Annotated in this window: 21 protein-coding genes; 12 read left to right on the top strand and 9 right to left on the bottom strand. The window is 67.8% G+C overall.

Features of this window, described 5'->3' with window-relative positions:
- The first annotated feature begins 6 nt into the window (after positions 1-6).
- Both A9D14_RS08720 and A9D14_RS08715 read left to right on the top strand, forming a co-directional pair.
- Positions 7-678, top strand: a complete 672-nt coding sequence (locus tag A9D14_RS08720; protein WP_083987801.1) for a PadR family transcriptional regulator — start codon at positions 7-9, stop codon at positions 676-678.
- A gap of 76 nt (positions 679-754) precedes the next feature.
- Positions 755-1,189, top strand: a complete 435-nt coding sequence (locus tag A9D14_RS08715) for a hypothetical protein (RefSeq protein ID WP_066845361.1) — start codon at positions 755-757, stop codon at positions 1,187-1,189.
- 7 nt (positions 1,190-1,196) lie between these two features.
- On the opposite strand, the gene A9D14_RS08710 is transcribed toward A9D14_RS08715, so the two are convergent.
- Positions 1,197-2,333, bottom strand: a complete 1,137-nt coding sequence (locus A9D14_RS08710; RefSeq protein WP_066848678.1) for a glycosyltransferase family 4 protein — start codon at positions 2,331-2,333, stop codon at positions 1,197-1,199.
- 400 nt (positions 2,334-2,733) lie between these two features.
- On the opposite strand from A9D14_RS08710, the gene A9D14_RS08705 reads away from it, so the two are divergent.
- From A9D14_RS08705 to gspN, 8 genes are read left to right on the top strand one after another with little or no spacing between them, the layout of a single operon-like run.
- Positions 2,734-3,627 (top strand): type II secretion system protein N, encoded by an 894-nt coding sequence (locus A9D14_RS08705; protein ID WP_198301994.1) that lies wholly within the window; start codon positions 2,734-2,736, stop codon positions 3,625-3,627.
- Positions 3,627-5,804 (top strand): type II secretion system secretin GspD, encoded by a 2,178-nt coding sequence (gspD, locus tag A9D14_RS08700; protein WP_066845357.1) that lies wholly within the window; start codon positions 3,627-3,629, stop codon positions 5,802-5,804. The genes A9D14_RS08705 and gspD overlap by 1 nt, the downstream gene beginning before the upstream one ends.
- A gap of 9 nt (positions 5,805-5,813) precedes the next feature.
- Positions 5,814-7,394, top strand: a complete 1,581-nt coding sequence (locus A9D14_RS08695; protein WP_083987800.1) for a GspE/PulE family protein — start codon at positions 5,814-5,816, stop codon at positions 7,392-7,394.
- Entirely contained in the window at positions 7,394-8,620 is a 1,227-nt protein-coding gene (gene gspF, locus A9D14_RS08690; protein ID WP_066845355.1) for a type II secretion system inner membrane protein GspF, read from the top strand. The genes A9D14_RS08695 and gspF overlap by 1 nt, the downstream gene beginning before the upstream one ends.
- A gap of 4 nt (positions 8,621-8,624) precedes the next feature.
- Positions 8,625-9,095 carry a type II secretion system major pseudopilin GspG gene (gspG, locus tag A9D14_RS08685; RefSeq protein ID WP_066845351.1) on the top strand — a complete coding sequence of 157 codons (471 nt, stop codon included), beginning with the start codon at positions 8,625-8,627 and terminating at the stop codon, positions 9,093-9,095.
- Positions 9,096-9,103: 8 nt separating this feature from the next.
- Entirely contained in the window at positions 9,104-10,255 is a 1,152-nt protein-coding gene (gspL, locus tag A9D14_RS08680; protein WP_066845348.1) for a type II secretion system protein GspL, read from the top strand.
- Positions 10,252-10,737: a type II secretion system protein GspM gene (gspM, locus tag A9D14_RS08675; protein ID WP_066845345.1), complete on the top strand. Its 486-nt coding sequence runs from the start codon at positions 10,252-10,254 to the stop codon at positions 10,735-10,737. The genes gspL and gspM overlap by 4 nt, the downstream gene beginning before the upstream one ends.
- Positions 10,734-11,480, top strand: a complete 747-nt coding sequence (gene gspN / locus A9D14_RS08670; RefSeq protein ID WP_066845342.1) for a type II secretion system protein N — start codon at positions 10,734-10,736, stop codon at positions 11,478-11,480. The genes gspM and gspN overlap by 4 nt, the downstream gene beginning before the upstream one ends.
- A 28-nt stretch (positions 11,481-11,508) precedes the next feature.
- On the opposite strand, the gene A9D14_RS08665 is transcribed toward gspN, so the two are convergent.
- Positions 11,509-11,961 (bottom strand): Dps family protein, encoded by a 453-nt coding sequence (locus tag A9D14_RS08665; RefSeq protein ID WP_066845340.1) that lies wholly within the window; start codon positions 11,959-11,961, stop codon positions 11,509-11,511.
- Positions 11,962-12,185: 224 nt separating this feature from the next.
- Here A9D14_RS08665 and A9D14_RS08660 point away from each other — a divergent pair, with 224 nt between their 5' ends.
- Both A9D14_RS08660 and A9D14_RS08655 read left to right on the top strand, forming a co-directional pair.
- Positions 12,186-13,166 (top strand): adenosine kinase, encoded by a 981-nt coding sequence (locus A9D14_RS08660; protein ID WP_066845337.1) that lies wholly within the window; start codon positions 12,186-12,188, stop codon positions 13,164-13,166.
- Positions 13,167-13,168: 2 nt separating this feature from the next.
- The gene (locus A9D14_RS08655) at positions 13,169-13,747 is read left to right on the top strand and encodes an LOG family protein (protein WP_332459764.1); all 579 of its coding nucleotides are present in this window, start codon (positions 13,169-13,171) and stop codon (positions 13,745-13,747) included.
- Positions 13,748-13,768: 21 nt separating this feature from the next.
- Here the strand turns inward: A9D14_RS08655 and A9D14_RS08650 are convergent, their stop codons facing one another.
- From A9D14_RS08650 to A9D14_RS08620, 7 genes are all read right to left on the bottom strand, one after another.
- Positions 13,769-14,194, bottom strand: a complete 426-nt coding sequence (locus A9D14_RS08650) for a hypothetical protein (protein ID WP_066845334.1) — start codon at positions 14,192-14,194, stop codon at positions 13,769-13,771.
- Positions 14,194-14,625, bottom strand: coding sequence for a hypothetical protein (locus tag A9D14_RS08645; protein WP_157668179.1), 432 nt, complete (start codon positions 14,623-14,625; stop codon positions 14,194-14,196). The genes A9D14_RS08650 and A9D14_RS08645 overlap by 1 nt, the downstream gene beginning before the upstream one ends.
- Before the next feature lie 116 nt (positions 14,626-14,741).
- Positions 14,742-15,419, bottom strand: a complete 678-nt coding sequence (gene purQ / locus A9D14_RS08640; protein ID WP_066845329.1) for a phosphoribosylformylglycinamidine synthase subunit PurQ — start codon at positions 15,417-15,419, stop codon at positions 14,742-14,744.
- 32 nt (positions 15,420-15,451) lie between these two features.
- Positions 15,452-15,685, bottom strand: a complete 234-nt coding sequence (purS, locus tag A9D14_RS08635) for a phosphoribosylformylglycinamidine synthase subunit PurS (RefSeq protein WP_066845326.1) — start codon at positions 15,683-15,685, stop codon at positions 15,452-15,454.
- 95 nt (positions 15,686-15,780) lie between these two features.
- Positions 15,781-18,732 carry a M16 family metallopeptidase gene (locus A9D14_RS08630; RefSeq protein ID WP_083987798.1) on the bottom strand — a complete coding sequence of 984 codons (2,952 nt, stop codon included), beginning with the start codon at positions 18,730-18,732 and terminating at the stop codon, positions 15,781-15,783.
- Positions 18,733-18,823: 91 nt separating this feature from the next.
- Entirely contained in the window at positions 18,824-19,606 is a 783-nt protein-coding gene (gene purC / locus A9D14_RS08625) for a phosphoribosylaminoimidazolesuccinocarboxamide synthase (RefSeq protein WP_066845322.1), read from the bottom strand.
- Positions 19,607-19,875: 269 nt separating this feature from the next.
- Positions 19,876-22,305: a TonB-dependent receptor domain-containing protein gene (locus A9D14_RS08620; RefSeq protein WP_157668178.1), complete on the bottom strand. Its 2,430-nt coding sequence runs from the start codon at positions 22,303-22,305 to the stop codon at positions 19,876-19,878.
- Positions 22,306-22,561 lie beyond the last annotated feature (256 nt).

Genomic DNA, 22,561 nt, shown 5'->3' with positions numbered 1-22,561 from the left:
ACCATCATGCGCGATCCATGCAGGTCCGGCAGACACCACGAAACACACGGCCAGCGAGGCGACGGCCCGCTCGGCCCCGGCCCATGGGGCGGGGGCTTCGGAAAGGGCTTCGGCGACGAGTTCGGGGACCGCATCCCGCGCGAGCGGGGCAGCCGGATGGGACGCGGCCCCGGCGTCGGCGCGCTGGCAGGCGACCACCGGGGGCGAGGGCGGGGCAGGAGGATGTTCGGTCATGGCCAGCTGCGGCTTGTCCTGCTGGAGCTGATCGGGCGGCAGGAACGCCACGGTTACGAGCTGATCAGGGCGGTGGAGGCGCTGACCGGCGGCCGCTATGCACCCAGCCCCGGGGCGGTCTATCCCACGCTCGCCATGCTGGCGGACGAAGGGCTGATCGCCGAGGCAGAGGGCCATGCGGACAGTGCCCGCAAGCCCTTCACCGTGACCGAAGCAGGCAAGGCGCATCTCGCCGGCGAGGCGGAGAAGGTCGCGCAGATCTTCGCCCGCCTCAAGGCCATGGACGAGGGCGATCCCCGCGAAAGCCCGCCGGTCCGCCGCGCCGTCGGCAATCTGCTGGTGGCCACGCGCAACCGCGCGCAGGCCGCCGGTTTCACCGACGAGGTCGCGCACCGGATCGCCGCTATCCTCGACGAGGCGGCGGGGCGGATCGAGCGGCTCTGATCCCGCCGGCTCTTGGCATTGCGTTCATCTGCGGTATAGGTGACGCCCGCGGGGGCATGGCGGGAGGAGAACGCAAATGGCCAGCAAAGCGGCACGGGTTCCGGGAAGCTTCTGGGTGATCGCCCTGCTCAGCCTGCTATGGAACGCCTATGGCGCGTTCGACTACACGATGACGCAGCTGGATGCCGAGGCGCTGATGGGCCATTTCTCGGCCGAGGAGCGTGCCTATTTCACCAGCTTCCCCGCCTGGCATACCGCGTTCTGGGCGCTGGGCGTGTGGGGATCGGTGGCGGGCTCGCTTCTGCTGCTGGCGCGTTCGCGCTGGGCGGTGGCGGCGTTCCTGGTGTCGCTGGTCGGCGTGGTGGTGACAACCGTCTATGCGGCGGTCAAGCCGATGCCGTCCAGCCTTGGCGGGCCGGGATACTGGTTCGTGTCGGCGGTGATCTGGATCATCCTGCTGGCGCTGCTTGCCTATGCGCGCAAGGCGCTGTCGCGCGGCTATATCGCGTGAAGCGCTGTCAGCCCTTTTCGGCAAGCAGGCGGCGATAGGTCGACAGAACCGCCGAATTGATCCGGTCCCAGCCATAGTTCTCGGCCCGCGCCTCGCCGGCCTTGCCGTGGCGTTCTGCCAGGGCGGGATCGGCGCAATAGGCCTGAAGCGCATCGGCAAAGCCCGCGACGTCGCCCGGCGTCACCAGCGTGCCCGAAACGCCGTCCTCGACCAGGCTCTCGCTGCCCGTGGCGATCGCGGCGACGACCGGCAGCGCGCAGGCCATCGCCTCCAGCGTGACATTGCCGAAAGTCTCGGTCACCGAGGGATTGAACAGCATGTCCATCGATGCGACCGCGCGCCCAAGCTCGGCCCCGGTCTGGTGGCCGACGAAGACCCCATCCTGCAGCCGATCCTCGAACCACTCACGCGCGGGGCCCTGGCCGATCACGATGACGCGGTGCGCGACGCCGCGGCGCGACAGCTCGGCGCAGGTGTCGGTGAAGACGTCCAGCCCCTTTTCCATGACCAGCCGGCCAAGGAAGCCGATCACGCGCTCGTGATCCTCGATCCCCATCGAGCGCCGCCACGCCATGTCGCGCGCCTGCGGCACGAAGATCGAACGGTCCACCCCCCGCGTCCACAGCGAGACATCGCTGTTCATCCGCTGCCGTTTCAGCAGATCGACCATGGATTCGGACGGAGCGACCAGCGCGTCGCAGCGGTTGTAGAATCGCCGCAGCCCCGCGACCATCGCGGGTTCGATGAAGCCCAGATGGTAGTAACGGGGATAGGTCTCGAAACGCGTATGCACCGATGCCAGCACGGGAATGCCGCGCGCGCGGGCCCAGCGAACGGCCGCGTGCGCCGCGATATCGGGGCTGGAGACATGCACGATATGCGGCGCGAACCGCCCCATGTCGCGCTTTACCCGCGGCGAAAGTGCGAGCGGAAAGCGATATTCGCTGCGGCCCGGGATCGGCAGGGCGGGTACGCCCACCAGCTCGCCCGTCGGTTCGAAGGCGGGATTGTCCACCTTGGGCGCATAGGCGCGCACCGTGCAGCCCTGCCGCAGCAGATAGTCCACCAGCCGGTTAAGCGCCTGGTTCGCGCCGTCGCGCACGTAATTGTAATTGCCGCTGAACATCGCGATCCGCAGGTCCATCCTGTGGCCCGCATCCCTGTGGCCCGCATCCCTGTCGCCCGCATCCCGGTCGCCCGTCGACGGATTTGCACCTGGCACGATGGTATCTGCTTCGGACATGGCAGCGGGCCATAGACTCATGATCCCGCTTTGGCGAGGCAGGAACGGAGCGCGATCACCGTATTTCGCCGCGGCATTTTCGTGCAGGCGCCAGCCTTGACATGAATTTGTCAAATATCTGCGACATTGGCGTCGACGGACGTGACGGCACGGGCGGCCATGACGGCAGGTGGCCGGCCCGTTCCTGGCCCGGGCCGAACGCCCGGCTCCGGCAGGGGAACGCTACCTCGCGGCGCTTGTGCAACGGGCGCATCGCTCATAGGGCTAGGGCGCCTCATTTTGGACGGGTGGGATGAAGAGCTTGCGATTCGGTCGCTTAGGTCAAAGCGGTCCTCGCCTGCGGGGGTGGACCCTGCATGATGCGCTGTGGTGGCTGCTTGCCGCCGGGATCGTCATTGCCGCCGTGCGCCTGTTCTGGATGATCGTCACGCCCGTCTCGCCGCTGGGCGAATGGCGGCCCGCCAGCGTCCGCGTCATGTCGGACAGCGCCCGCACCGCGCTGATGACGGGCTTCGATCCGTTCAACCGCAACAACCCCGTCACCATGGCAGAGACCGAGATGGTCGAGACCATTACCGACCTGCCGCTGACGGTCTATGGCATACGCTATAACGCCGCGACGGGCGCGGGCACCGCGATCATCGCGGACAATGACGGCGAACAGAGGATCTACCGCATCGGCGAGGAGGTTTCGCCGGGCGTCACGCTCAGCGCGCTTGAGTTCGACCATATCGTGCTCAGCCGGGGCGGATCGCGCGAATTGCTCTATCTCGACCAGTCGCAGCCTGCGCCCTCGATCCAGCCTTCGGTCCAGCCCTCTGGCCAGTCGTCCTCCCAGTCGCCCACCCAGTCTTCGGCGGGACCGGCTGTCCAGCCCGAAGAGGCGCCGCCGACGCCCAGCTCCATCCGCAACCGCATGAGCGTGGGTGAGCTTGGCACCGGCGTCTCGTTCACGCCCTCGCAGCAGGGCGGCAGGTTTTCGGGCCTGAATGTCGCGCCCGCGGGCGATGGCAGCGTGTTCCGCGCCGCGGGTCTGCGCGACGGCGACGTGGTGGTGGCGATGGGCGGGCAGCGCATCACCTCGCCATCGCAGGCCGCACAGCTTTCCGGTGCGTTCACGCCCGGTTCCCAGGTCAGCCTCACCGTCCGGCGCGACGGACGCGAGGTTCCGGTCAATATAACGGTAGCCCCCTAATGCCTTCTTTCAATCAGGCGCTTGCCGCCGCTCTTGCAACCACCGTCGCGATCTGCGCCAGCGCCACGCCAGCGCATGCGCAATATGTGCTGAACATGCGCGATGCCGACGTGCGCACATTCGTCGCGGATGCGGCGCAGGTGACGGGGCGGACCTTCATCGTCGACGGCCGGGTGAACCAGAAGGTGTCGGTCGTGTCCGACCGGCCGCTGACCCGCAGCGAATATTTCGAGGTGTTCCTGTCCACCCTGCGCGCCAACGGGCTGGTCGCGGTGCCGACCGCCGATGGCGCATTCCGCATCCAGCCGGCCGCCAATGCCGCGTCGCAGCCCAGCCGCGTCGGCAGCCAGGGCGCGCCCGGCAACCAGATGGTGACCGACGTGGTCCGCCTTGGCGCGGTCGAGGCGGAGCAGGCAGTCAATACGCTCAAGCCGCTGGTCAGCCCGGAGGGGTCGATCACCGCGAACCGGGCGGGCAATTCGCTGGTGATCGTCGATTATGCCGATAATCTGCGCCGCATCCGCGCGCTGCTGCAGCAGATCGATACCGACAATAGCGCGACCGAACTGATCGCGCTCAACCATGCCGGCGCGCGCGAGATCGCGGCCGCACTTAGCGAGCTTGTCCCGCAGGGGCAGGGCGGCGCCGCGTCGCTGGCGGGCGTGGTCGCGGTCGACAGTTCGAACTCGCTGCTGCTGCGCGGGGAACAGGCGACGATCGGGCGGCTGGCCGCGATGGCGCGCGAGCTGGACAATCGCGCCGCGGCGGGTAGCGAGATCAAGGTGATCTGGCTCGACTATGCCGATGCGGGCGCGATGGTCGCGATGCTGGAAAAGCTGATCGGCGGGTCGGGCACCTATGTGCCGGTTGCGGTCGACACGGTGCAGCGCACCAGCGGCCTGTCGGCGCTGGGGACCGACGGGGCGGCGGCTGCGCCGGTGGGGGCGGTCGGCGCCGCGGTCGGGGACGGCAATCTGGGCAGCGGCCTGATCGAGCTTTCGGGCGGGCGCGGCACGGCAGTCATCACGCGCTATCCCGGCGCGAACGCCATCGTCATTTCGGCCCCCGTCAACACCCAGCGACAGCTGGCCGAGCTGGTGCGACAGCTGGACGTGCGGCAGGACCAGGTGCTGGTCGAGGCGATCATCGTCGAGATCTCGGACTCGGTGGCGCGCGAGCTGGGCCTGCAGTTCCTTATCGGGGGCGAGGATGTGCCCTTCGCCGTCACCAATTTCACCAATATAGCGCCGAATATCATCGATCTGGCGGGCGGTCTGCTGGCCGACGATTTCGACGAGACCACGACCGTCATCAATGGCGACGTCGTCACCACCAGCACCAACAGCAGCGTGTCCGACCTGCTGCGCGAAAATGCGGTGCAGGCGGCCCTTGGCACGCGTGGCGGGCTGGGCGGCTATGGCACCAAGTTCGGCGGCAACAATTACCTGGGCGTGCTGATCAACGCGGTGGAGGAGGATTCGGATTCGAACATCCTGTCGACGCCGCATATCACCACCAACGACAACGTCCCTGCCTCGATCCTGTTCGGGCAGGAGATCCCCGTCTCCACCGGCGAGGCGCTGGGCGACAATTTCGACAATGCGTTCCGCACGATCCAGCGCCAGAACGTCGGCATCGAGCTGGACGTCACGCCGCAGATCAACGCGGGTGACGAGATCAAGCTGAACCTGCGGCAGGAAGTGTCCTCGATCGCGGGGCCGGTGTCCGACGATTTCAACGAGCTGATCATCAACAAGCGCGAGATCGCGACCACCGTGACGGTCGGCAATGGCGAGATCCTGGTGCTGGGCGGCCTGCTTGACGATAACGAGCGGCGCACCATCCAGAAGGTGCCTCTGCTGGGCGACATTCCCGTGATCGGCGAATTGTTCAAGTCGCGCGGCAAGAGCCATGTGAAGACCAACCTGATGGTCTTCATCCGCCCCACGATCCTGCGCACTGCCGCCGATCGGCAAGCCGTGACCGCACGCCGCTATGGCGCGATCCGCAGCGCGCAGTATAATTTCGATCCCGACCGCGAACCGGCAATCGACGAGCTGGTCATCGATTACATGGGCGCGGTGCCGCCGACGATGCCGGTGACGCCGAACGACACGGTGATCACCCCCGCACCGATTGCGACTACGCCGGTTCCACCCTCGACCGCGCAGCAGTAGAACAGCGCCATGGCCACCGATCCCCACGCAGAGGTTTCGCTGACGGACGATGTCTCGTTCGCCGGGGGAGAATTCGCGCCCGGGGAGTCCGTGGTGTCGGAGCGGGTCGCGGCTGGCCTGACCTATGCCGAGGCGCGCGACAATGGCGTGCTGCTGGTGGAGGACGAGGAGGGCGAGCGCCTGGCGATGCGGCATTCCGCCGATCCGCTGGTGCTGCTCGACCTGCGCCGCCGTTTCGGACGGCCCCTGCGGGTAGAAAGGGTGGAGCCGCAGCGTTTTGAGGCGCTGCTGGCCGAAACCTATGGCGATGCGGGGTCGCTGGCCGCGGATTCGATGGGGTTCGAGGCTTCGTCGGACACCGACATGATGGGCCTGCCCAGCGCCGAGGACCTGCTCGACAGCGCAGACGACGCGCCCGCCATTCGCCTCATCAACGGGCTGATCGCGCAGGGCCTGCGCGAAGGCGCGTCGGACATCCATATCGAGCCTTACGAACAGGCGCTGGTTGTGCGCTTCCGCGAGGACGGCGTCCTGATCGAGAAATTGCGCATGCCGCCGCATGTCGCGCCCGTGCTGGTCAGCCGCATCAAGGTCATGGCCCGCCTCGACATCGCCGAACGCCGCGTGCCGCAGGACGGGCGCATCGGGCTTTCGCTGGGCGGCAAACTGGTCGACGTGCGCGTTTCCACCCTGCCGAACCGCGCGGGCGAGCGCGTGGTGCTGCGCCTGCTCGACAAGGACAATGCGGGGCTGACGCTCACCGATCTGGGCCTCGACGACAAGGCGCGCGAGGTGCTGGAACGCGCGCTGAAGGAACCCAATGGCATCGTGCTGGTCACCGGCCCGACCGGTTCGGGCAAGACCACCTCGCTCTATGCCGGGCTGCGCAGCCTGAACGACGGACAGCGCAATATACTGACTGTGGAAGACCCTGTGGAATACGCTGTGGACGGGGTGGGGCAAACGCAGGTGAATTCCAAGGTCGGGCTGGACTTCGCCGCCGGGCTGCGCGCGATCCTGCGGCAGGATCCCGATGTGGTGATGGTCGGCGAAATCCGCGACAAGGAAACCGCCGATATCGCGGTGCAGGCCTCGCTGACCGGGCACCTGGTGCTCTCCACCGTGCACACAAATGACAGCATCGGCGCGATCACGCGCATGCGCGACATGGGGGTCGAACCCTTCCTGCTGGCCAGCACCCTGCGCGGCGTGATCGCGCAGCGCCTGGTCCGCCGCCTGTGCCCGCACTGCAAACGCGAGGCGGAGATCGATCCGGCGCTGGGCGCGATCCTGGGCATCAAGCCCGGCCGGCCCGTCCATGAGCCGGTCGGCTGCAAGCAATGCGGAGAGACCGGCTTCACCGGCCGCATCGGCGTGTACGAGGCGGTGCGCATCGACGACACGATCCGCCGCATGATCCACGATAATGCGGACGAGGAACGCATCGCCGACTATGCCTTCGGCAAGACCGCAGACGGCAATCGGCGCGGCCAGCGCCTCGCCCGCGCGGCACGGCGTCTGGTGCTGGCGGGCGTGACCTCTGCGACCGAAGCCGCGCGCGTCGCACGCCGCGAAGACGAGCAGCCCTGATGGCGAAATACGCCTATCTCGCGGTCGATCCGCAGGGGCGCGAAAGGCGCGGTGCGGTCGATGCCGCCTCCACCAGCGCCGCGCGCGAACAGCTGGCGAAGCGCCGCTGGCACGTGCTGCGCGTGGACGAGAAGCTGGCAGGCCCTGCGCCTGCCAAGCCGGGCGGTTTCGCCCTGCCGCTGCTGGGCCGCAGGCTGACGACCAAGCAATTGTCGCTGTTCACCCGGCAATTGTCCTCGCTGATGATGGTCAGCCCGCTTGAGGAAGCGCTGCGCACGATCAGCCGCCAGACCGAAAAGGACAAGGCGCGCGCGATCCTGACCAATGTCCACGCCGGCATCGTCGAGGGCCAGCCGCTGGCCGAAGCGCTGCGCCGCGAGGAGGCGAGCTTTCCGCCGGTCTTCCGCGCAATGATCGCGGCGGGCGAGAATTCGGGCAGCCTGCCCAGCATCGCCGAGCGCTTGGCCGACAGCCTTGAATCGCAGGCCGAGATCCGCGGCAAGATCATCGCCGCGCTCGCCTATCCGATCATATTGTCGCTGGTGGCGGTGGCGGTGGTCACCGGGCTGATGGTGTCGGTCGTGCCGCGCGTGGTCGAACAGTTCGACAACGCCTCGCGCCAGTTGCCGCTGCTGACGCGCATCGTGATCGCTTTGTCGGAATTCCTGTCGGCCTGGTGGTGGGTGCTGCTGCTGGTCATCGCGCTGTGCATCCTGGGTTTCCTGCGCGCGCTTAAGAGCCCCCCGTTCAAGCTGCGCTTCGATACGCTGCTGCTGAAGACGCCTTTCATCGGGCGGCTGATCCGGGACATGCATGCCGCCGCGCTCGCCCGCACGCTGTCGACCATGATCGCCGCTCGCCTGCCGCTGGTCGACGGGCTGCGCCTTGCCAGCCGCACCGTGCACAACGCGGTGCAGCGCCGCGCGCTGGAGGTCATTACCGAGAAGGTGCGCGCGGGCACCTCGCTATCGACGGCCATGCGCGAGGCGGGGACCTTTCCGCCGCTGCTCGTCTATCTTGCCGCCAGCGGCGAGGCGGCTGGCCAGCTCGGCCCCATGCTCGAACGCGCGGGCGAGTATCTCGAACGCGAATTCGCCAGCTTCACCGCCGCCGCCATGGCGCTGCTGGAACCTGCCATCATCATCCTGATGGGCGCGGTGGTCGCCACGATCATCCTCGCCATCCTGCTTCCCATCCTGCAATTGCAGGAACTGACCGGACTTTGAGATCATGACCAAGACACCCGAAGACATTCTCAGGAACCGCGCCAAGAAGCGCCGCCAGAACCGGAAGCGCAACGGCTTCTCCCTCGTCGAGCTGATGGTGGTGCTGTTCATCATCGGCCTGCTGGCCAGCGTCGTCATCATCAACGTGCTGCCCAGCCAGGACAAGGCGATGGTGGTCAAGGCCGAGGCCGATATCGCCACGCTGAACCAGGCGCTGGAAATGTACCGCCTCGACACCGCGACCTATCCCGGCCCGTCGGACGGGCTGACATCGCTGATGACGCCGCCCGCCGACCTGATGATGCCGCAGAACTACCGTTCGGGCGGCTATATCAGGGAACTGCCCACCGATCCGTGGGGCCGCCCGTACCAGTACCGTGTGCCCGGCACGAACGGGAAACCCTTCGACGTCTATTCGCTGGGGGCCGACGGACAGCCCGGCGGCGACGGCGAGAATGCGGACATCATCGGCTAGGCCGACCGATGGCGCGTTTCACTCCCAGCCTTCCCGAGCCCGATGAGGCGGACTCCGCCGCGGGCCTGATCGTCCTGCTGGGCGAGCAGCCGCGCGACGCGTGGCGCTGGTGGCGTGTCACTGCCGACGGGCTCGAAAGCGAGCATCGCCACACCCCCGGCGCCGATGCCCCGTGGGGCGACGCAGAGCATTCGCGCGTGGTGGCGCTGGTCCCCGCGGTCAGCGCGCCCGTCCGTTTCGCCCCGCGCGGCGACATGCCTGCCGCGCAGGCGGTGGCCGCGGCCCGGCTTGCGCCAGCGGGCCTCGCCTCGGACCGGCCCGCCCATGTCGCCGCGGCGGCAGAGGGCGACCGCATCCTTACCTGCCGCGCCGCTCAGTCGGACATGGATCTGTGGCTGGCAGAACTGGCCACGGCGGGTCTCGACGCCGATGCGCTGGTGCCTGCCGTGCTCGCCCTGCCTGCGCCTGCGCCGGGCGAGGTCGCGCTGGGCGAGATCGGCGGCCAGTCGCTGGCCCGATCCGCCGAAGCGGCCTTCGCGGGAGAGGCCGAGATGGTGGATGCTCTGGCCGGCGATGCGCCGCGTGTCGACATCGGTCCCGACTTGCTGGCCGACCGGTTGGCGGCGATCTGGCGGCAGCCGCCGCTCGACCTGAGGCAGGGGGCCTATGCCCGCCCGCGCGTGTCGTTCTTCCGCCTGCCCGACTGGGCGGGCCTGGCGCGCATGGCGGCGGTGCTCGCCCTGCTGGGTTTCCTGATCCTGGTGGTGGAGATCATCCGCCTCGAACTCGACAGCACTGCGCTTGAGGACGAGGCGCTGCTCGCCGCGCAGCAGCGCTTCCCCGCCGTCACCGATCTCGCCAGCGCCGAGGCGCAGGTGAATGCCGAACTGCTGCGGCGCGGGGCGGGCGGCGCAAGTTTCGAGGCGGTGGCCCCCGCCGTGTTCGCCGCGATGCAGCCGCTGCCCTCGCTGCAATTGCGCTCGCTTGGCTGGCAGGGGGACGGCACGCTGGCGATCCGCGCCGCCGCGCCGCGCGTGGAGGATATCAACAGCATGCTGATCGCCCTGCAGGCCGATGGCTGGGAAGTGACCGTCCCGCCCGAGATCGCGCCCGACGCGACCGGCGCGACCGTGGTCGACATCACGGTGCGCGCGCCATGACCGCGGCGCTGCAACCCTTGCGCGACTGGTTCGCGGGGCTGTCGGGGCGAGAGCGCTGGCTGGTGGGCATCGCAGGTGTGCTCGCGGTGCTGGTGATCGGGATCTATGGCGTGGTGCTGCCGCTGGGCGCGGCGCATGACGCGGCGCATGTGCGCCACCGCGAGGCCGTGTTCGCGTCGACGCGCGTGCTGGCGCGGCTCGATGCGCTGGATAATGCGCCCGCCGCCGCGCCAACCGGCACGGGCCCGGTGTCGCAGGCCGTGGCCGCCATCGCCGATGCGCAGGGGCTGGTCCTGCAGGCCAATACCGCGCGCGGCAACGATGCCGCGCAGATCAGCGTCGCGACCGCCGCTCCGGGCGCCGCTTTGGCGCTGCTCGAGGCGCTGGCGGCGCAGGGCATCGCGGCAGAGCAGGTGACGATCACGCCCGCCGCCGACGGCTCGGTGTCGCTCAGCGCTTCGCTTCGCAGGGGGATGCCATGATCGGGCGATGGATCTTCGTTCGCGACAATCGCCTGACGCGCACCACGAAGCTCGTGCTGCTGGTGGCGGCGATCGCCGCGCTGCTTGCCATGCTGCCGCTGCGGCTGGTGCTGGGCTGGGCCGATCCCGCGGGCCGCACGCTGAAAGCACAGGCGGTGGAGGGGATCGCCTGGGACGGAATGGTCGGCGAACTGCAGCTGGGGCAATTGCCGCTGGGGTTGATGGAAGTCGACCTGATGCCGCTGCCGATGCTGATCGGCCGCGCGCAATTCGCGCTTGAGCGCCCCGATTTCCTCGGCGCGCGCCCATTCAGCGCGCGTGTGCGGGGCAGCGGCGGCGATCTGGCGATCGTCGATGCCAGCGGAGAAGTGCCGCTTGGCGGAATGATGGCGCCGCTACCGGTTCGCACGCTGACGCTGAACGGCTTCTCGGCGCAGATGGAGGACGGGTCATGCGTCTCGGCATCGGGCACGCTGGGGCTGGTCGTGCCCGCGATGGGCGCGATGATGAACGCTGAAACCGTGCTGGCGGGCGAAGCGCGCTGCGAGGAGGGTGCCTTGGTGGTGCCGATGACCGGCCCATCGGGCGCGGAACGCGTCGATTTCCGGATTGCGCCCGATGGTCAGTGGAACGCGGTCATGTCGCTGGTCGGGCTGCCGCCCGAACTGGCGGCACCGTTGATCGAGATGGGATTCCAGCAGCGTCGCAACGGCGTGGGACTGACGGCGAGCGGTACGCTCTGACGCCAGCCCCGTCGCGCAGATTGCCGGATCAGCCCAGCGTGGCGGCGAGGAACCACGTGCGTTCCTCGGCCTGGTCGGTCCATTCGTCGATCAGTCCGTCCGTCGCATTGTCGCCAGCTTCCTCGGCCAGCTCCTTCAGCTCCTTCAGGGTCTTGACCATCTGCGCGTTGTCGTCGCGCAGCTGAGCGACCATGTCCATCGCTTCCAGATCGGCCGACGACTGGTCCTCGACCTTGGTCTTTTCCATGATCGAACCGATGGAGGTCAGCGTCTTGCCGTCGATCTTGCGCACGCGCTCGGCGATGATGTCGACATTGCCGAAAATCTCCTGCGCGTGATCGTCGAACATCAGGTGAAGTTCGCGGAATTGCGGGCCCGTGACGTGCCAGTGGAAATTCTTGGTCTTCATGTAGAGAGCCAGATGATCGGCCAGCAGCCCGTTGAGCCCGTCGATCAGCGCTTTTTTCGCATTGTCACCCATGTGATCGTTTCTCCTGGTCCAGTGTCGTTTGTGTTAGGGGGCGGATATGGGTACTCAACGCGCCCGCACAAATCGGGTTTCGCGTTTTGTCCATGTTTCTCTGATCGCTTTTCTCGATTTAATGCCAAACGGCCCCGGCGCTCTTCCATCGCATGGCGATTGACCGGCGTGACCGCTTGCCGCTAACGGCGCGGGCAATCCATGATCCAGCGCAAATTCCCCCTATGAACCGCGACCCGGCCCAGATCGTAGCGCTCGGCGACGCGATCGTCGACGTGCTTGCCCAGCGCGGCGAGGATTTCCTGGTCGAATGCGGCGTGCCCAAGGGCACGATGCGCCTGCTGGCCGATGGCGAGGCGGAGACGCTGGCCCGCGCGATGGCAGACAGCGGCGCGGTCGAGGAAGTGCCCGGCGGTTCGGCGGCGAACAGCCTGGCCGGCGCAGCGGCGCTGGGCGCGCGCTGCCGCTTCATCGGGCTGACTGGGGGCGACCGGCTGGGGCGCCTGTTCAAGCGGCACATGACCGATCTGGACATCGCGTTCGACACGCCCGCGCATGACAGCGCGCCGACGGGCCGGTGCTTCATCCTGGTCACCCCCGATGGCGAGCGCACCATGCAGACCTCGCCCGCGGCGAGCCATTGCCTGACCGCCGACGCGCTGGACGAGGATGCTATCCGCGGCTGCGACACATTGTTCCTCGAAGGTTACCTGTGGGGCCCCACCGCGCCGCGCGCCGCGATGCGCCGCGCGATCGAGATCGCACGGGGCGAGGGGCGGCGCATCGCCTTCACCCTGTCCGATTCCATCGCCCTGCCGGGCCGGCGCGATTCCATCGTGCAACTGGTGCGCGACGGCGGGGTCGACGTGCTGTTCGCCAATGAGTACGAGGCGAGACTGATGTCGGGCATCGACGATTTCGATGGCGCGATGCGCTTCCTGTCGGACATCTGCCCGCTGCCCGTGATCACGCGCGGAGCGGCCGGGGCGGTGGCGATGTCGCAGGGCGAACTGATCGCCCGCCCCGCCGCAAGGCCCGATGCGATCGTAGACACCACCGGCGCGGGCGACCAGTTCGCCGCCGGTTTCCTGGCCGCGCTGATCGCCGGGCGCGATGTAGTGCAATGCCTCGACACCGGCGCGCGCAATGCCGCCGCGGTGCTGGGCCATGTCGGCGCCCGCCCTCTCAAGAAAATGGAGCTTTGATCGTGGCCGCACTGAAATCCCTGGCCGTCTATTGCGGATCGGGCATGGGCCAGAACCCGGTCTATGCCGCCGCCACGCGCGATCTGGGCCTGGCAATGGCGAAGCGCGGCATCGACCTGGTCTATGGCGGCGGCCGGTTGGGCCTGATGGGCATCATTGCCGACACCGTGCTGGAAGCGGGCGGCAAGGCCTATGGCGTGATCCCCGATGCGCTGCACAGCCACGAGGTCGCGCATCTTGGCCTGACCGAACTGCACCGGGTCGCCGACATGCACCAGCGCAAGGCCAGGATGACTCAGCTGGCCGATGCATTCGTCTGCCTGCCGGGCGGCATCGGCACGCTGGACGAGCTGATGGAGGCGTGGACGTGGAACGCGCTGGGCTATCACGCCAAGCCGTTCTGCCTGCTCGACATCAACAACTACTGGCAGGGTTTCGCGCAGTTCTGCGACACGGTGCAGGACGAAGGCTTCATGAGCAGGGAACGCCGCGCGCAATTGCTGGTCGCGCCCGACATCGAAAGCGCGCTCGACATGCTGGCCGACGCTGCCGAGAAGGCGAGCGCCGGTCCGGTCTGGTAACGGCCCGTCCGGTAAGGCGCTTCAGGCGGCGGGCGGCCCCGACGTTTCCTCAAGCCGCCGGATGATCCAGCGCACGGCGGGATCCTCGACATTGACGGAAATCCAGGTGCCGTCAGGGGCAAGGCTTTCCTCGTCGCAGGATGTCCTGCCGTTGCTGCTGGTGGTGCAGAACACACCCGGTTCGGGCGTGGCCCAGGTGCCGGTTTCCACCAATTCCCCGTCCATCAGGTTGCGATAGCTGCCATCCGGCAGCACTTCCTGCACGATCACAGCGCCGCTGTCGGCCGAGCTGATCTCGAACCGCCCGGTCGCCGCGCCGCCATCGGCAGCGGGATAGACCGCCGCCCGCGCAGGCCCCTCCGCCGCTTCCTCGCGCCGATCTTCCGAGCAGGCGGCAAGCGCAAGTGCCGGGAAGGCCAGCGCAAGGAAAAGCGGGGCCGCGCGCATCAGCCGTCGGCGAGCACTTCGGAACCCATCACGCGGTTGACCGTCCAGGCCTCGTCCGGATTGGCGACGTTGGTGGCGATCCAGCTGCCATCCGTCATTGCATTGGAGTAACAGGTGGCGTCCGCTTCGCCTTCCATGGTGACGCAGAAATTGCCGTCTTCCATGGTCCATGTGCCGGGCACCGTACCTTCACCGGCCACCACGTTGACCAGCGTGCCGTCTTCCTTGACGTTGCGCATCAACCTGGCGTCGCCGCCGACTTCGCTGACCTCGAACACGCCGTAGAGCGGCAATCCGTCAGGAGCCATCATCGACGTCTCGGCAGGCGTCAGGCTTTCCTCTTCCGCCGCGGGGGCGACGGGCTCCTCGGCAGCCTCGCACCCGGCGAGCGCGAAAGCGGCGATGGCGGCAATGCTGGCAAATCTGTGCATGGCGTTCTCCCTCTTCATTGGTGTCTGCATCCTATATGACGCAGATCGCCGGGCAAGCCAATGCGCGGATCCGACCGCCCCCTGACGGCGACCCTCCTGGGCCGCCGACAAGGAAATCAGGCGACCGCCAGCGATTCGAACACCGACTGGAACAGCGCGCGGCCGTCGCTGCTGCCCTGCTCGGGCTCGATCGCGCGTTCGGGGTGGGGCATCATGCCCAGCACATTGCCCCGCTCGTTCAGCACGCCCGCGATCTGGCAGGCCGACCCGTTGACCGGCTCGCCATAGCGGAACGCGATGCGGCCTTCGCCTTCCAGCCGGTTCAGCACATCCTCGTCCGCGAAATAATTGCCGTCGTGATGGGCGACGGGGATCTGGATCGTATCGCCCTTCTCATAGCCCTGCGTGAACAGGCTCGACGCGTTCTCCACCACCAGCGGCACGGTGCGGCAGACGAAGCGGATGCCCGCATTGCGCATCAGCGCGCCGGGGAGCAACCGCGCCTCGGTCAGCACCTGGAAGCCGTTGCACACGCCCAGCACCGGCACGCCGCGCTCCGCCGCAGCCACGACCGACCGCATGACCGGGCTGTTCGCCGCCATCGCGCCCGAACGCAAATAATCGCCATAGGAAAACCCGCCCGGCACCGCGATGAAATCGATGTTGCCAGGCAATTCGGCATCGCCGTGCCAGATGCGCAAAGGCGCCTTGCCCGAGACCTTCTCGAGCGCGACGGCCATGTCGCGGTCGCAGTTGGAACCGGGGAAGGTGATGACGCCAGCGGTAAAAGCCATCGGTCAGGTGTCCTTGGTCAGCTCATTATTCGTCAGGAAAGCTTCTCGACGCGGTAATTCTCGATCACCGTGTTGGCCAGCAGCTTGTAGCACATTTCGTCCAGCGCCTCGTCGCTGGTGTCGTCGGCGACTTCCAGCGCGATCTCGCGCCCGACGCGCACGTCGGTCACGCCGTCAAAGCCCAGTCCTTCGAGCGCGTGATGGATCGCGCGGCCCTGCGGATCGAGCACGCCGGGTTTCAGCGAAACATGGACCTGCACCTTCATGATCGGTGACCTTCTTGCAAAATTACGGGGTTCAGCCTGCCGCAGCCCCTATGGCCAGAAGCGCGCCGGTGCAAGCATGCTGTGGCGCGATCGGGTCACGGAACGGGGGAAGGCGCTCCCTCGGGCACGACCAGAAACTCCAGCGCACGGTCCGGGGCGAGCCATTGGTGCGCCTCGGCCTGCAATTGCTCTGCCGTGACGGCGCGGGCGCGGTCCTGCGCGCGGGCGAGTCGCTCCAGCCTGCCGCTTTCGCTCTGCGCGCGGTCGGCGACCGCCAGCCAGCCCGAATTGGATTTCAGCAGATTGTCATAGGCCGCCACCAGCGGCGCGCGCGCCCGCTCGACCATGTCGGCGGGGATGGGTTCGCTGCGCAGCGATTCGATCGTGGCGGCCAGCGCGGCGCGTGCGGCGGGCAGCTGCGCCAGTTCGACCTGTGCCCTGATCGAGAACATGCCCCAATCGGGCCAGATCTTGCTCATCGCATTGCTGACCTGCGGCGAATAGGCCTGGCCCAGCCGCTCGCGCAGTTCCTCGGTCACGGCGATGCGGGCGACGCGCTCCAGCAGTTCCATGCGGATTTCCCGGTCCGGATCGCTGTCGTCGGTGGTCGGCCAGATCAGCTCGACCAGCGACTGCGTCGGCTCGCCCTCATGCCGCAGCACCACCGCGCCGCGCCGGTCGGTGAATTGCCGCTGCAGCGCGGCAGGGGCGGGGGTGTAATCCTCCTCGCGCCTGGGCAGCGCGCCCAGGGTCCGGCCCACCAGCTCGATCGCCCGGTCCTCGTCCACGTCGCCGACAATGGCGATCTCGATCGGGCCGCTGGCCAGGCTGGGGCCGATGGCGGCGCGCAGCTGGTCGAAATCGAGCGCGCGATAGGCGTCGATCTGCTGCTGCGAAAAGCGCGGATCGTTGTCGCTGATCACCGCGCCGCGCCCGCTTGCCAGCGCAGACCCCGGCGTGGCGCGCAGCCGCGCGAAATAATCGGGCAGCGCATTGCGAAAGCGGGTCACCGGCTCGGTCCGCCAGCCCGGATCGTTGATCAGCGCGGCCATCAGCTGCAATTGCAGTTCCAGATCCTCGGCCCGCGTCGAACCGGACGAGATCAGCGCATCGCTCGACGCGCCGAGGTCGAAGCCGACGCGCTTGCCCGCCAGGATCGACGCAAGCTGGTCCGCCTCATGCTCGCCCAGCCCGCTGGCGGGAATGCGCGATGCCAGTTCGACCGCGTTGGGCCGCTCGCGCGTTTCCAGCAGCTTTCCGCCCGGGATCGTCATGCGCACAAGCACCTGGTTGCGCGCCAAGTCGGTATGCTTGACATTCAGCCGGACATTATTGGCAAAACGCACCGTGCGCACGTCGAACACCGGCTCGCGCGTGTCGAGGACGACGGTGCCGGGCGTGCCGAAATCGGTGTAGGCGAACGGCTGCGTCTCGATCACCGCCTCGTCGGCAAGCGGGGCTTCCATCGCCTCGGTCCATGCGCGGCGCAGCGCCTGTTCGCCGCCTTCGGGTGCGCTGCGTCCGCGAAAGCGCAGATGGGCGTCCTCGTCCAGCGGCACGGCTTCCTCGCGCAGCGCGGCCAGCACAGCGTCGGGGGTAATCTCGGCGCGCATCGCGAAATAGCGTTCGGCGGCTTCCGGCCCGGTCGTCGGCACGCGGCCTTCGCCGACCCAGCGCAGGATGCGATCGACCATGAAGTCGTTGGTGCGCGTCGGCTCGCCGACCATGGCCGCCTCGTATCTCTCGTCCAGCTCGGCAAGCTGCTCGGCGATCTCGGCTTCGGAAAAGCCGCGTTCCAGCGCGCCGCGATATTCGGCCACCGCGGCCTGCAGCCCGGCCTGCCACTTGCCGTCGACGCTGTCGACGATCAGCCGCGTCACCCGCGCATCGCGAAACACATTGCCCGAACCGAAGCCCGCCGACTTGAAGGGCGCGCCCGCCTGCCTTGCCAGCCGCGTCAGCCGCCGGTTCACCGCGTCATAGCCGATCTGCCGCAGCACGGTCGCACGCCGCTCCTCCGCCGTGTCGAGCGGCGTCTGCGCGGGGGCGAGGGCAAAGGCGGTAAAACGCTCGGACAAGGCGGGGTGGAGGTGGATTTCCTCGGCTGCCGGACGGGTGAAATCCACATCGCCGTAATCGCGGGGGGCAGGGGGCGGCGCATCGCTTTGCCAGTCTGCGAAATGCGCGGTGATGGCAGCCTCGACCGCATCGGGGTCAAGGTCGCCGACCACGATCAGCGCGGCATTCTCCGGCCGGTAGTGAGAGGCCCAGAAGGCGCGCAGATCCGCAGCGTCGGCGCCGCGCAGCGTCTCCTGCGTCCCGCCCGCCCAGCGATCGACATAGCGGGCATCGGGCGTCTCGAACCGGTAGCGGTCGAGCGCTTCCTCAAGCTGGTAGTTGGCCCGGTCGCGCCGCTCCGCCAGCAGCACGCCGCGTTCGCGTTCGACTGCCGCGGGGTCGAAATCCAGCTCGCTCGCGATCTCGCGCATCAGCATCAGCGAGGTATCCAGCAGCGCTGGATCGGTGCGCGGCAGGCGCAGCTGGTAGATCGTATGCTCGAACCCGGTCGAAGCATTGGTGTCCGCCCCGAATGCCAGCCCCTCACGCTCGAGCAGGGCGATCATCTCGCCTTCCTCGACATTGGTGGAGCCGTTGAAGGCCATGTGCTCGACATAATGGGCAAAGCCGCGCTGCGCGTCCGCCTCGTCCAGCGATCCGGCGTCGAAGGCCAGGCGGATCTCGGCGGTGTCGGCGGGGGTGGCATTGGGGCGGAATGCCCAGAACAGCCCGTTGGGCAGGCGGCCCCAGCGGATCGCAGTGTCGGGTTCGAGATCGCTTTGCGCCAAAGCCGCTTCGGGCAGGGGATAGCCGCTGCGGTTGACTTGTATCGCCGGGTCCTGCCGCGCATCCGCGGAAGGGACGACCGGCGATGTGACGGACGCCAGGGGCGCGGCGCATCCGCCCAGTGCCGCCCCCAGTAGCGTTAGCGGCAGCACGCCGAACGCAGGACGCTCAATCCGCCGACGCAGGCCCGATCGGTCAGCCAATCCGGGCCGCCCGGCGACTCACCATCCTGCCGCGCGATGCGGCGGTCCGTTCCTGAAATCCTCTTCCCATCACGTTATAAAACTGCGGCCCTTATTTCTTTCCCCGCAGCTTGCGATGATGGTTGATATCGAACACCTCGCTCGGCCCGTCGTCCTGCAATACGCCCAGCCTGCGGGCGACTTCCTGATAGGCGTCTTCCTCGCCGCCCAGGTCGCGGCGGAAGCGGTCCTTGTCCAGCTTTTCGCCCGTGGTCATGTCCCACAGGCGGCAGCCGTCGGGGCTGATCTCGTCCGCCAGGATCACGCGGCTGTAATCGCCGTCCCACAGCCGGCCGAATTCCAGCTTGAAATCGACCAGCCGGATGCCGACCGCCGCGAACATCCCGCACATGAAATCGTTGATGCGGATCGCCATGGACGAGATGTCCTGCATCTCCTCGTTCGAGGCCCAGCCGAAGCAGGCGATATGCTCTTCGGCGATCAGCGGATCGCCCAGCGCATCGTCCTTGTAGTAATATTCCAGCAGCGTGTGCGGCAGCGGCTCGCCCTCTTCCAGGCCCAGCCGCTTCGAGATCGACCCCGCCGCGACATTGCGCACCACCACCTCGATCGGGATGATGTCGACTTGGCGGACCAACTGCTCGCGCATGTTCAGGCGGCGGATGAAATGGGTCGGGATGCCGATATGCGACAGGCGGGTGAACACGAACTCGCTGATGCGGTTGTTGATCACGCCCTTGCCGTTGATCGTGCCCTTTTTCTGGGCGTTGAACGCGGTGGCGTCATCCTTGAAATACTGGATGATCGTGCCCGGTTCGGGGCCTTCGTAAAGGATCTTGGCCTTGCCTTCGTAGATCTGACGGCGACGCGACATCGTGACTTCGCTTTCCAGGCTGTGCCCGTGATCCGCCGGATATGGGGCGGGGGGCGGAAAACACCAAGCCCCGGTCTGACCGGCCCCGTGGGCACGGGGCGCGGACACGGCCGGGGCGTTCCCGGTGGCCTATAATGGAAGCCCGCCGCAAAAGCAAAGCACGCGTTGGGGCGCGCATCTCGCGGCAGGCTCGGCGGTGCGGGAGGTCAGAACCGCTTGCGAAACTCGATCTCGAAAAAGCGGCCTGCGGGATCGATGAAATCGGGCAGTTAATTGACCGGTACGGTGCCGTCCGCATCAGTCACGCGCTGCTGCGCATCGAAAATGTTATCGACGGAAAGCGATACGCGGCTGCCCTTGAAGAAGGGCACCGCCTCGATCAGCGCTTCCTGCTGTTCCAGGTCGGCGAACAGGCGCAGGTCGAAGGTGGCGATGGGTGCAAAGCCTAGGCTGCTGCCCGATCCGCCGGTGTTCGCGATGCTCGCCCCGCCCAGGTAATCGCCCGACAGCCGCGCGCCGAAACCCTTGTAGAAGACGCGGCCCGAAAGCTCCAGCTCGTGCCGGGCGACGGGGGTGGCTGTCAGGGATTCGCCCTCCAATAGGTCCAGCACGGGGGTGCCATCCGCGATCCGCACGGTCTGTTCGAACCGCACCGTGTGGTAGAGCGCCAGCCCCCAATGCCCGCCGCCGCGTCCCCCGGGCGCAAAGCCCGGAGCGCCGCCGCCGCGCCCGCGCTCTTCTCCATCCTCGCCGGCGGAGATCCGGTCCGAGATGTCGATGCCATAGCGCAGCCGCCGCCCGTCCTGCTGCGCATAGGTCACGGGCCGCTGGTCGATGCCGACCAGATTGCCGTCCGCATCGCGCAGCACGCGGCCGGGAAAGGCATTCTCGATCGAGGGGGTGAGCGCCGGAAATCCGCTCGACACGTCGGTCGAGCTTTCGTCGTAATATTCGACGATCAGGTTCGACCGGCGCAGGAACGGCAGGTCATAGGTCGCGCCGATCTTCCAGTCTCGCTGCTTTTCGGCCACCAGGTCGGGATTGCCGCCGGTGACCAGGTCGACCAGCACGGTCTGCCCGGTCGCGATGTCGAAGATCGTCACCCCGCTGGTGACCAGCAAAGGCGCGCCAAGCTGCGTCAGGCTGGGCGCCCGCTCGGTGTAGATATGGCTGACCTGCAGGTTCAGATCGTCCAGCGGCGACCAGTTCAGCCCCGCGCTCCAGTTATAGAGCGTGCCGAAATCCGACAGCCGATTGAACCCGCCCGACAGGTCGAGCGTGATGTCGCCCACCGCGGCCAGCACATTGTCCCGGCGGCTGGTGAGCGGAACGCCCAGCGTGAATCCCGCATTGGCGTCGCCGCGCGTCAGGTCGGTGGCAAGGCCCGGATTGTCGCTGCTGCGGCTGTCGATGTTCGACCAGTCGAACCCTGCCTGCAAGGTCACCGCCATCTGCCCCGCGGGCAGCCACAGCGGCCTGCCGGTCAGCGTGGCCAGCGATGTCGCATCCTCGGTGTTCGAGAAGCTGGCGTTGGACCGCTGGTCCGGCACGAAGGCGAGCAGGTCATCGACCGGCGCGCCGATCCCCACCTGACCCGCCAGCACCGCCGCCTGCAGCGCCGATACATCGGTGGCTGCCGTGCTGCGCGAGACCGTATCGTCATGCACCCAGCGGCCCGTCACCGTCAGGTCCCAGTCGCCGACTCCCTTGTTATAGGTCGTGCCCAGTTCGAACCCGGCAGAGCGGCTGTCGCGCACCCGCGCGCCGCGACCCAGCGCCTCGGACAGCAGCGTGCGCTGCGCCGCCCCGCCGCTGGCGTCGGTCAGCAGGGCGGTGTCCGGGCCGTTCAGCGACAGCGAATCGCTGCGCGTGATCGTGCCGTTGACGGTCAGCGATCCGCCGGTCCCGTTTTCGCCGAAGCCGCGCGTCCACGCGCCGTTCAGCGTCAGGTCGCGCGTATCGGCGACCAGCGAACGGTAATCGGCGGGGTTCAGGTCGCCGAACACCGGATCGAAGCCATAGGACGATACGCCGCGCTCCCCCTCGGTCAGCAGCGAACTGTCCTCCGCCTCCACCGCGAGGTTCAGCCGATTAGGTCCGTTGATCGAAAGGACCGAGGCCTCGATCTCGCTGGTGTGATAGCCGCCGCCGCCCGGCACGCCATATTCCAGTTCGATCCCCTTGGACGCATATCGCTCCTTCAGGATGAAGTTGATCACGCGCTGATCGGGGCGAAAGCCGAAGCGGATGGCTGCTTCCTCGGGCAGGACCTCGACGCGGGCCAGCGCCTCGGGCGGATAGTTGCGGAGTTCGCGAAAGCCCGACACGCGCTGCCCGTTGACCAGGATCGCGGGCCGCCCGCCCGATCCGCGCCCCCGGCCCGATCCGGTCTGCGGGGCAAGCTCTTCCAGCAGTTCGACCAGCGAGCTGGCGCCGATGCTCAGGATCTCGTCCTCGTCCAGCACGGCGACGGGGGCCTGCGGAATGTCCACGCTGCCGCGATTGACCTGCGGCGCGGTAACAATGATGTCGTCGGCGGTCCCGGCATCCTCTTCCGGCGCGGCGGGCTGCTGGCTGGCGGCATCGGCATCGCCGGTCCCTGCCTCCGCGGCAGCGGCGGGCAGGGCCGCGACGGCAAGCAGGCTGACGGCGGCGCGGGCGAACGCATGGGCGCGCGGCATGGCTGGTGTTTCTCTCATGGGACGGGATTGCACGGTCGGACGGGGGCGGGCCAAGTCGCCCGGTGTATCAGTGTGTCGCAATGCAGCGTGAGCCGTTTGGATCCCGGCCGCGATCGGGGAAAGGCGTTCCGCCGCAGGCGCTTGCCGTGTGCCGAGGAGCGGGCGCGGAATGGCGGACCGGGGCGCGCGGCGTTGAAAAGCAACTGCGGGCTTTCCATATGGCGCTGGCGCAGCTATGGGGCCGCGCAGGTTTTTGACGCAAGACCATTTCTGG

Origin of the sequence: Croceicoccus marinus, assembly GCF_001661675.2 — a bacterium.
Lineage (GTDB): Bacteria > Pseudomonadota > Alphaproteobacteria > Sphingomonadales > Sphingomonadaceae > Croceicoccus > Croceicoccus marinus.
This window is presented reverse-complemented; position numbering and strand designations above follow the sequence as displayed.

Excerpts from the sequence above, each read along its gene's own strand:
- purQ (WP_066845329.1), bottom strand. The coding sequence starts at position 15,419 with ATGGCTTTTACCGCTGGCGTCATCACCTTCCCCGGTTCCAACTGCGAC.
- A9D14_RS08695 (WP_083987800.1), top strand. The coding sequence starts at position 5,814 with ATGGCCACCGATCCCCACGCAGAGGTTTCGCTGACGGACGATGTCTCG.
- purC (WP_066845322.1), bottom strand. The coding sequence starts at position 19,606 with ATGTCGCGTCGCCGTCAGATCTACGAAGGCAAGGCCAAGATCCTTTAC.
- gspN (WP_066845342.1), top strand. The coding sequence starts at position 10,734 with ATGATCGGGCGATGGATCTTCGTTCGCGACAATCGCCTGACGCGCACC.
- A9D14_RS08715 (WP_066845361.1), top strand. The coding sequence starts at position 755 with ATGGCCAGCAAAGCGGCACGGGTTCCGGGAAGCTTCTGGGTGATCGCC.
- purS (WP_066845326.1), bottom strand. The coding sequence starts at position 15,685 with ATGAAGGTGCAGGTCCATGTTTCGCTGAAACCCGGCGTGCTCGATCCG.
- gspD (WP_066845357.1), top strand. The coding sequence starts at position 3,627 with ATGCCTTCTTTCAATCAGGCGCTTGCCGCCGCTCTTGCAACCACCGTC.
- A9D14_RS08710 (WP_066848678.1), bottom strand. The coding sequence starts at position 2,333 with ATGGACCTGCGGATCGCGATGTTCAGCGGCAATTACAATTACGTGCGC.
- A9D14_RS08665 (WP_066845340.1), bottom strand. The coding sequence starts at position 11,961 with ATGGGTGACAATGCGAAAAAAGCGCTGATCGACGGGCTCAACGGGCTG.
- gspL (WP_066845348.1), top strand. The coding sequence starts at position 9,104 with ATGGCGCGTTTCACTCCCAGCCTTCCCGAGCCCGATGAGGCGGACTCC.
- A9D14_RS08620 (WP_157668178.1), bottom strand. The coding sequence starts at position 22,305 with ATGAGAGAAACACCAGCCATGCCGCGCGCCCATGCGTTCGCCCGCGCC.
- A9D14_RS08645 (WP_157668179.1), bottom strand. The coding sequence starts at position 14,625 with ATGCACAGATTTGCCAGCATTGCCGCCATCGCCGCTTTCGCGCTCGCC.
- A9D14_RS08660 (WP_066845337.1), top strand. The coding sequence starts at position 12,186 with ATGAACCGCGACCCGGCCCAGATCGTAGCGCTCGGCGACGCGATCGTC.
- gspG (WP_066845351.1), top strand. The coding sequence starts at position 8,625 with ATGACCAAGACACCCGAAGACATTCTCAGGAACCGCGCCAAGAAGCGC.
- A9D14_RS08720 (WP_083987801.1), top strand. The coding sequence starts at position 7 with ATGCGCGATCCATGCAGGTCCGGCAGACACCACGAAACACACGGCCAG.
- gspM (WP_066845345.1), top strand. The coding sequence starts at position 10,252 with ATGACCGCGGCGCTGCAACCCTTGCGCGACTGGTTCGCGGGGCTGTCG.
- A9D14_RS08650 (WP_066845334.1), bottom strand. The coding sequence starts at position 14,194 with ATGCGCGCGGCCCCGCTTTTCCTTGCGCTGGCCTTCCCGGCACTTGCG.
- gspF (WP_066845355.1), top strand. The coding sequence starts at position 7,394 with ATGGCGAAATACGCCTATCTCGCGGTCGATCCGCAGGGGCGCGAAAGG.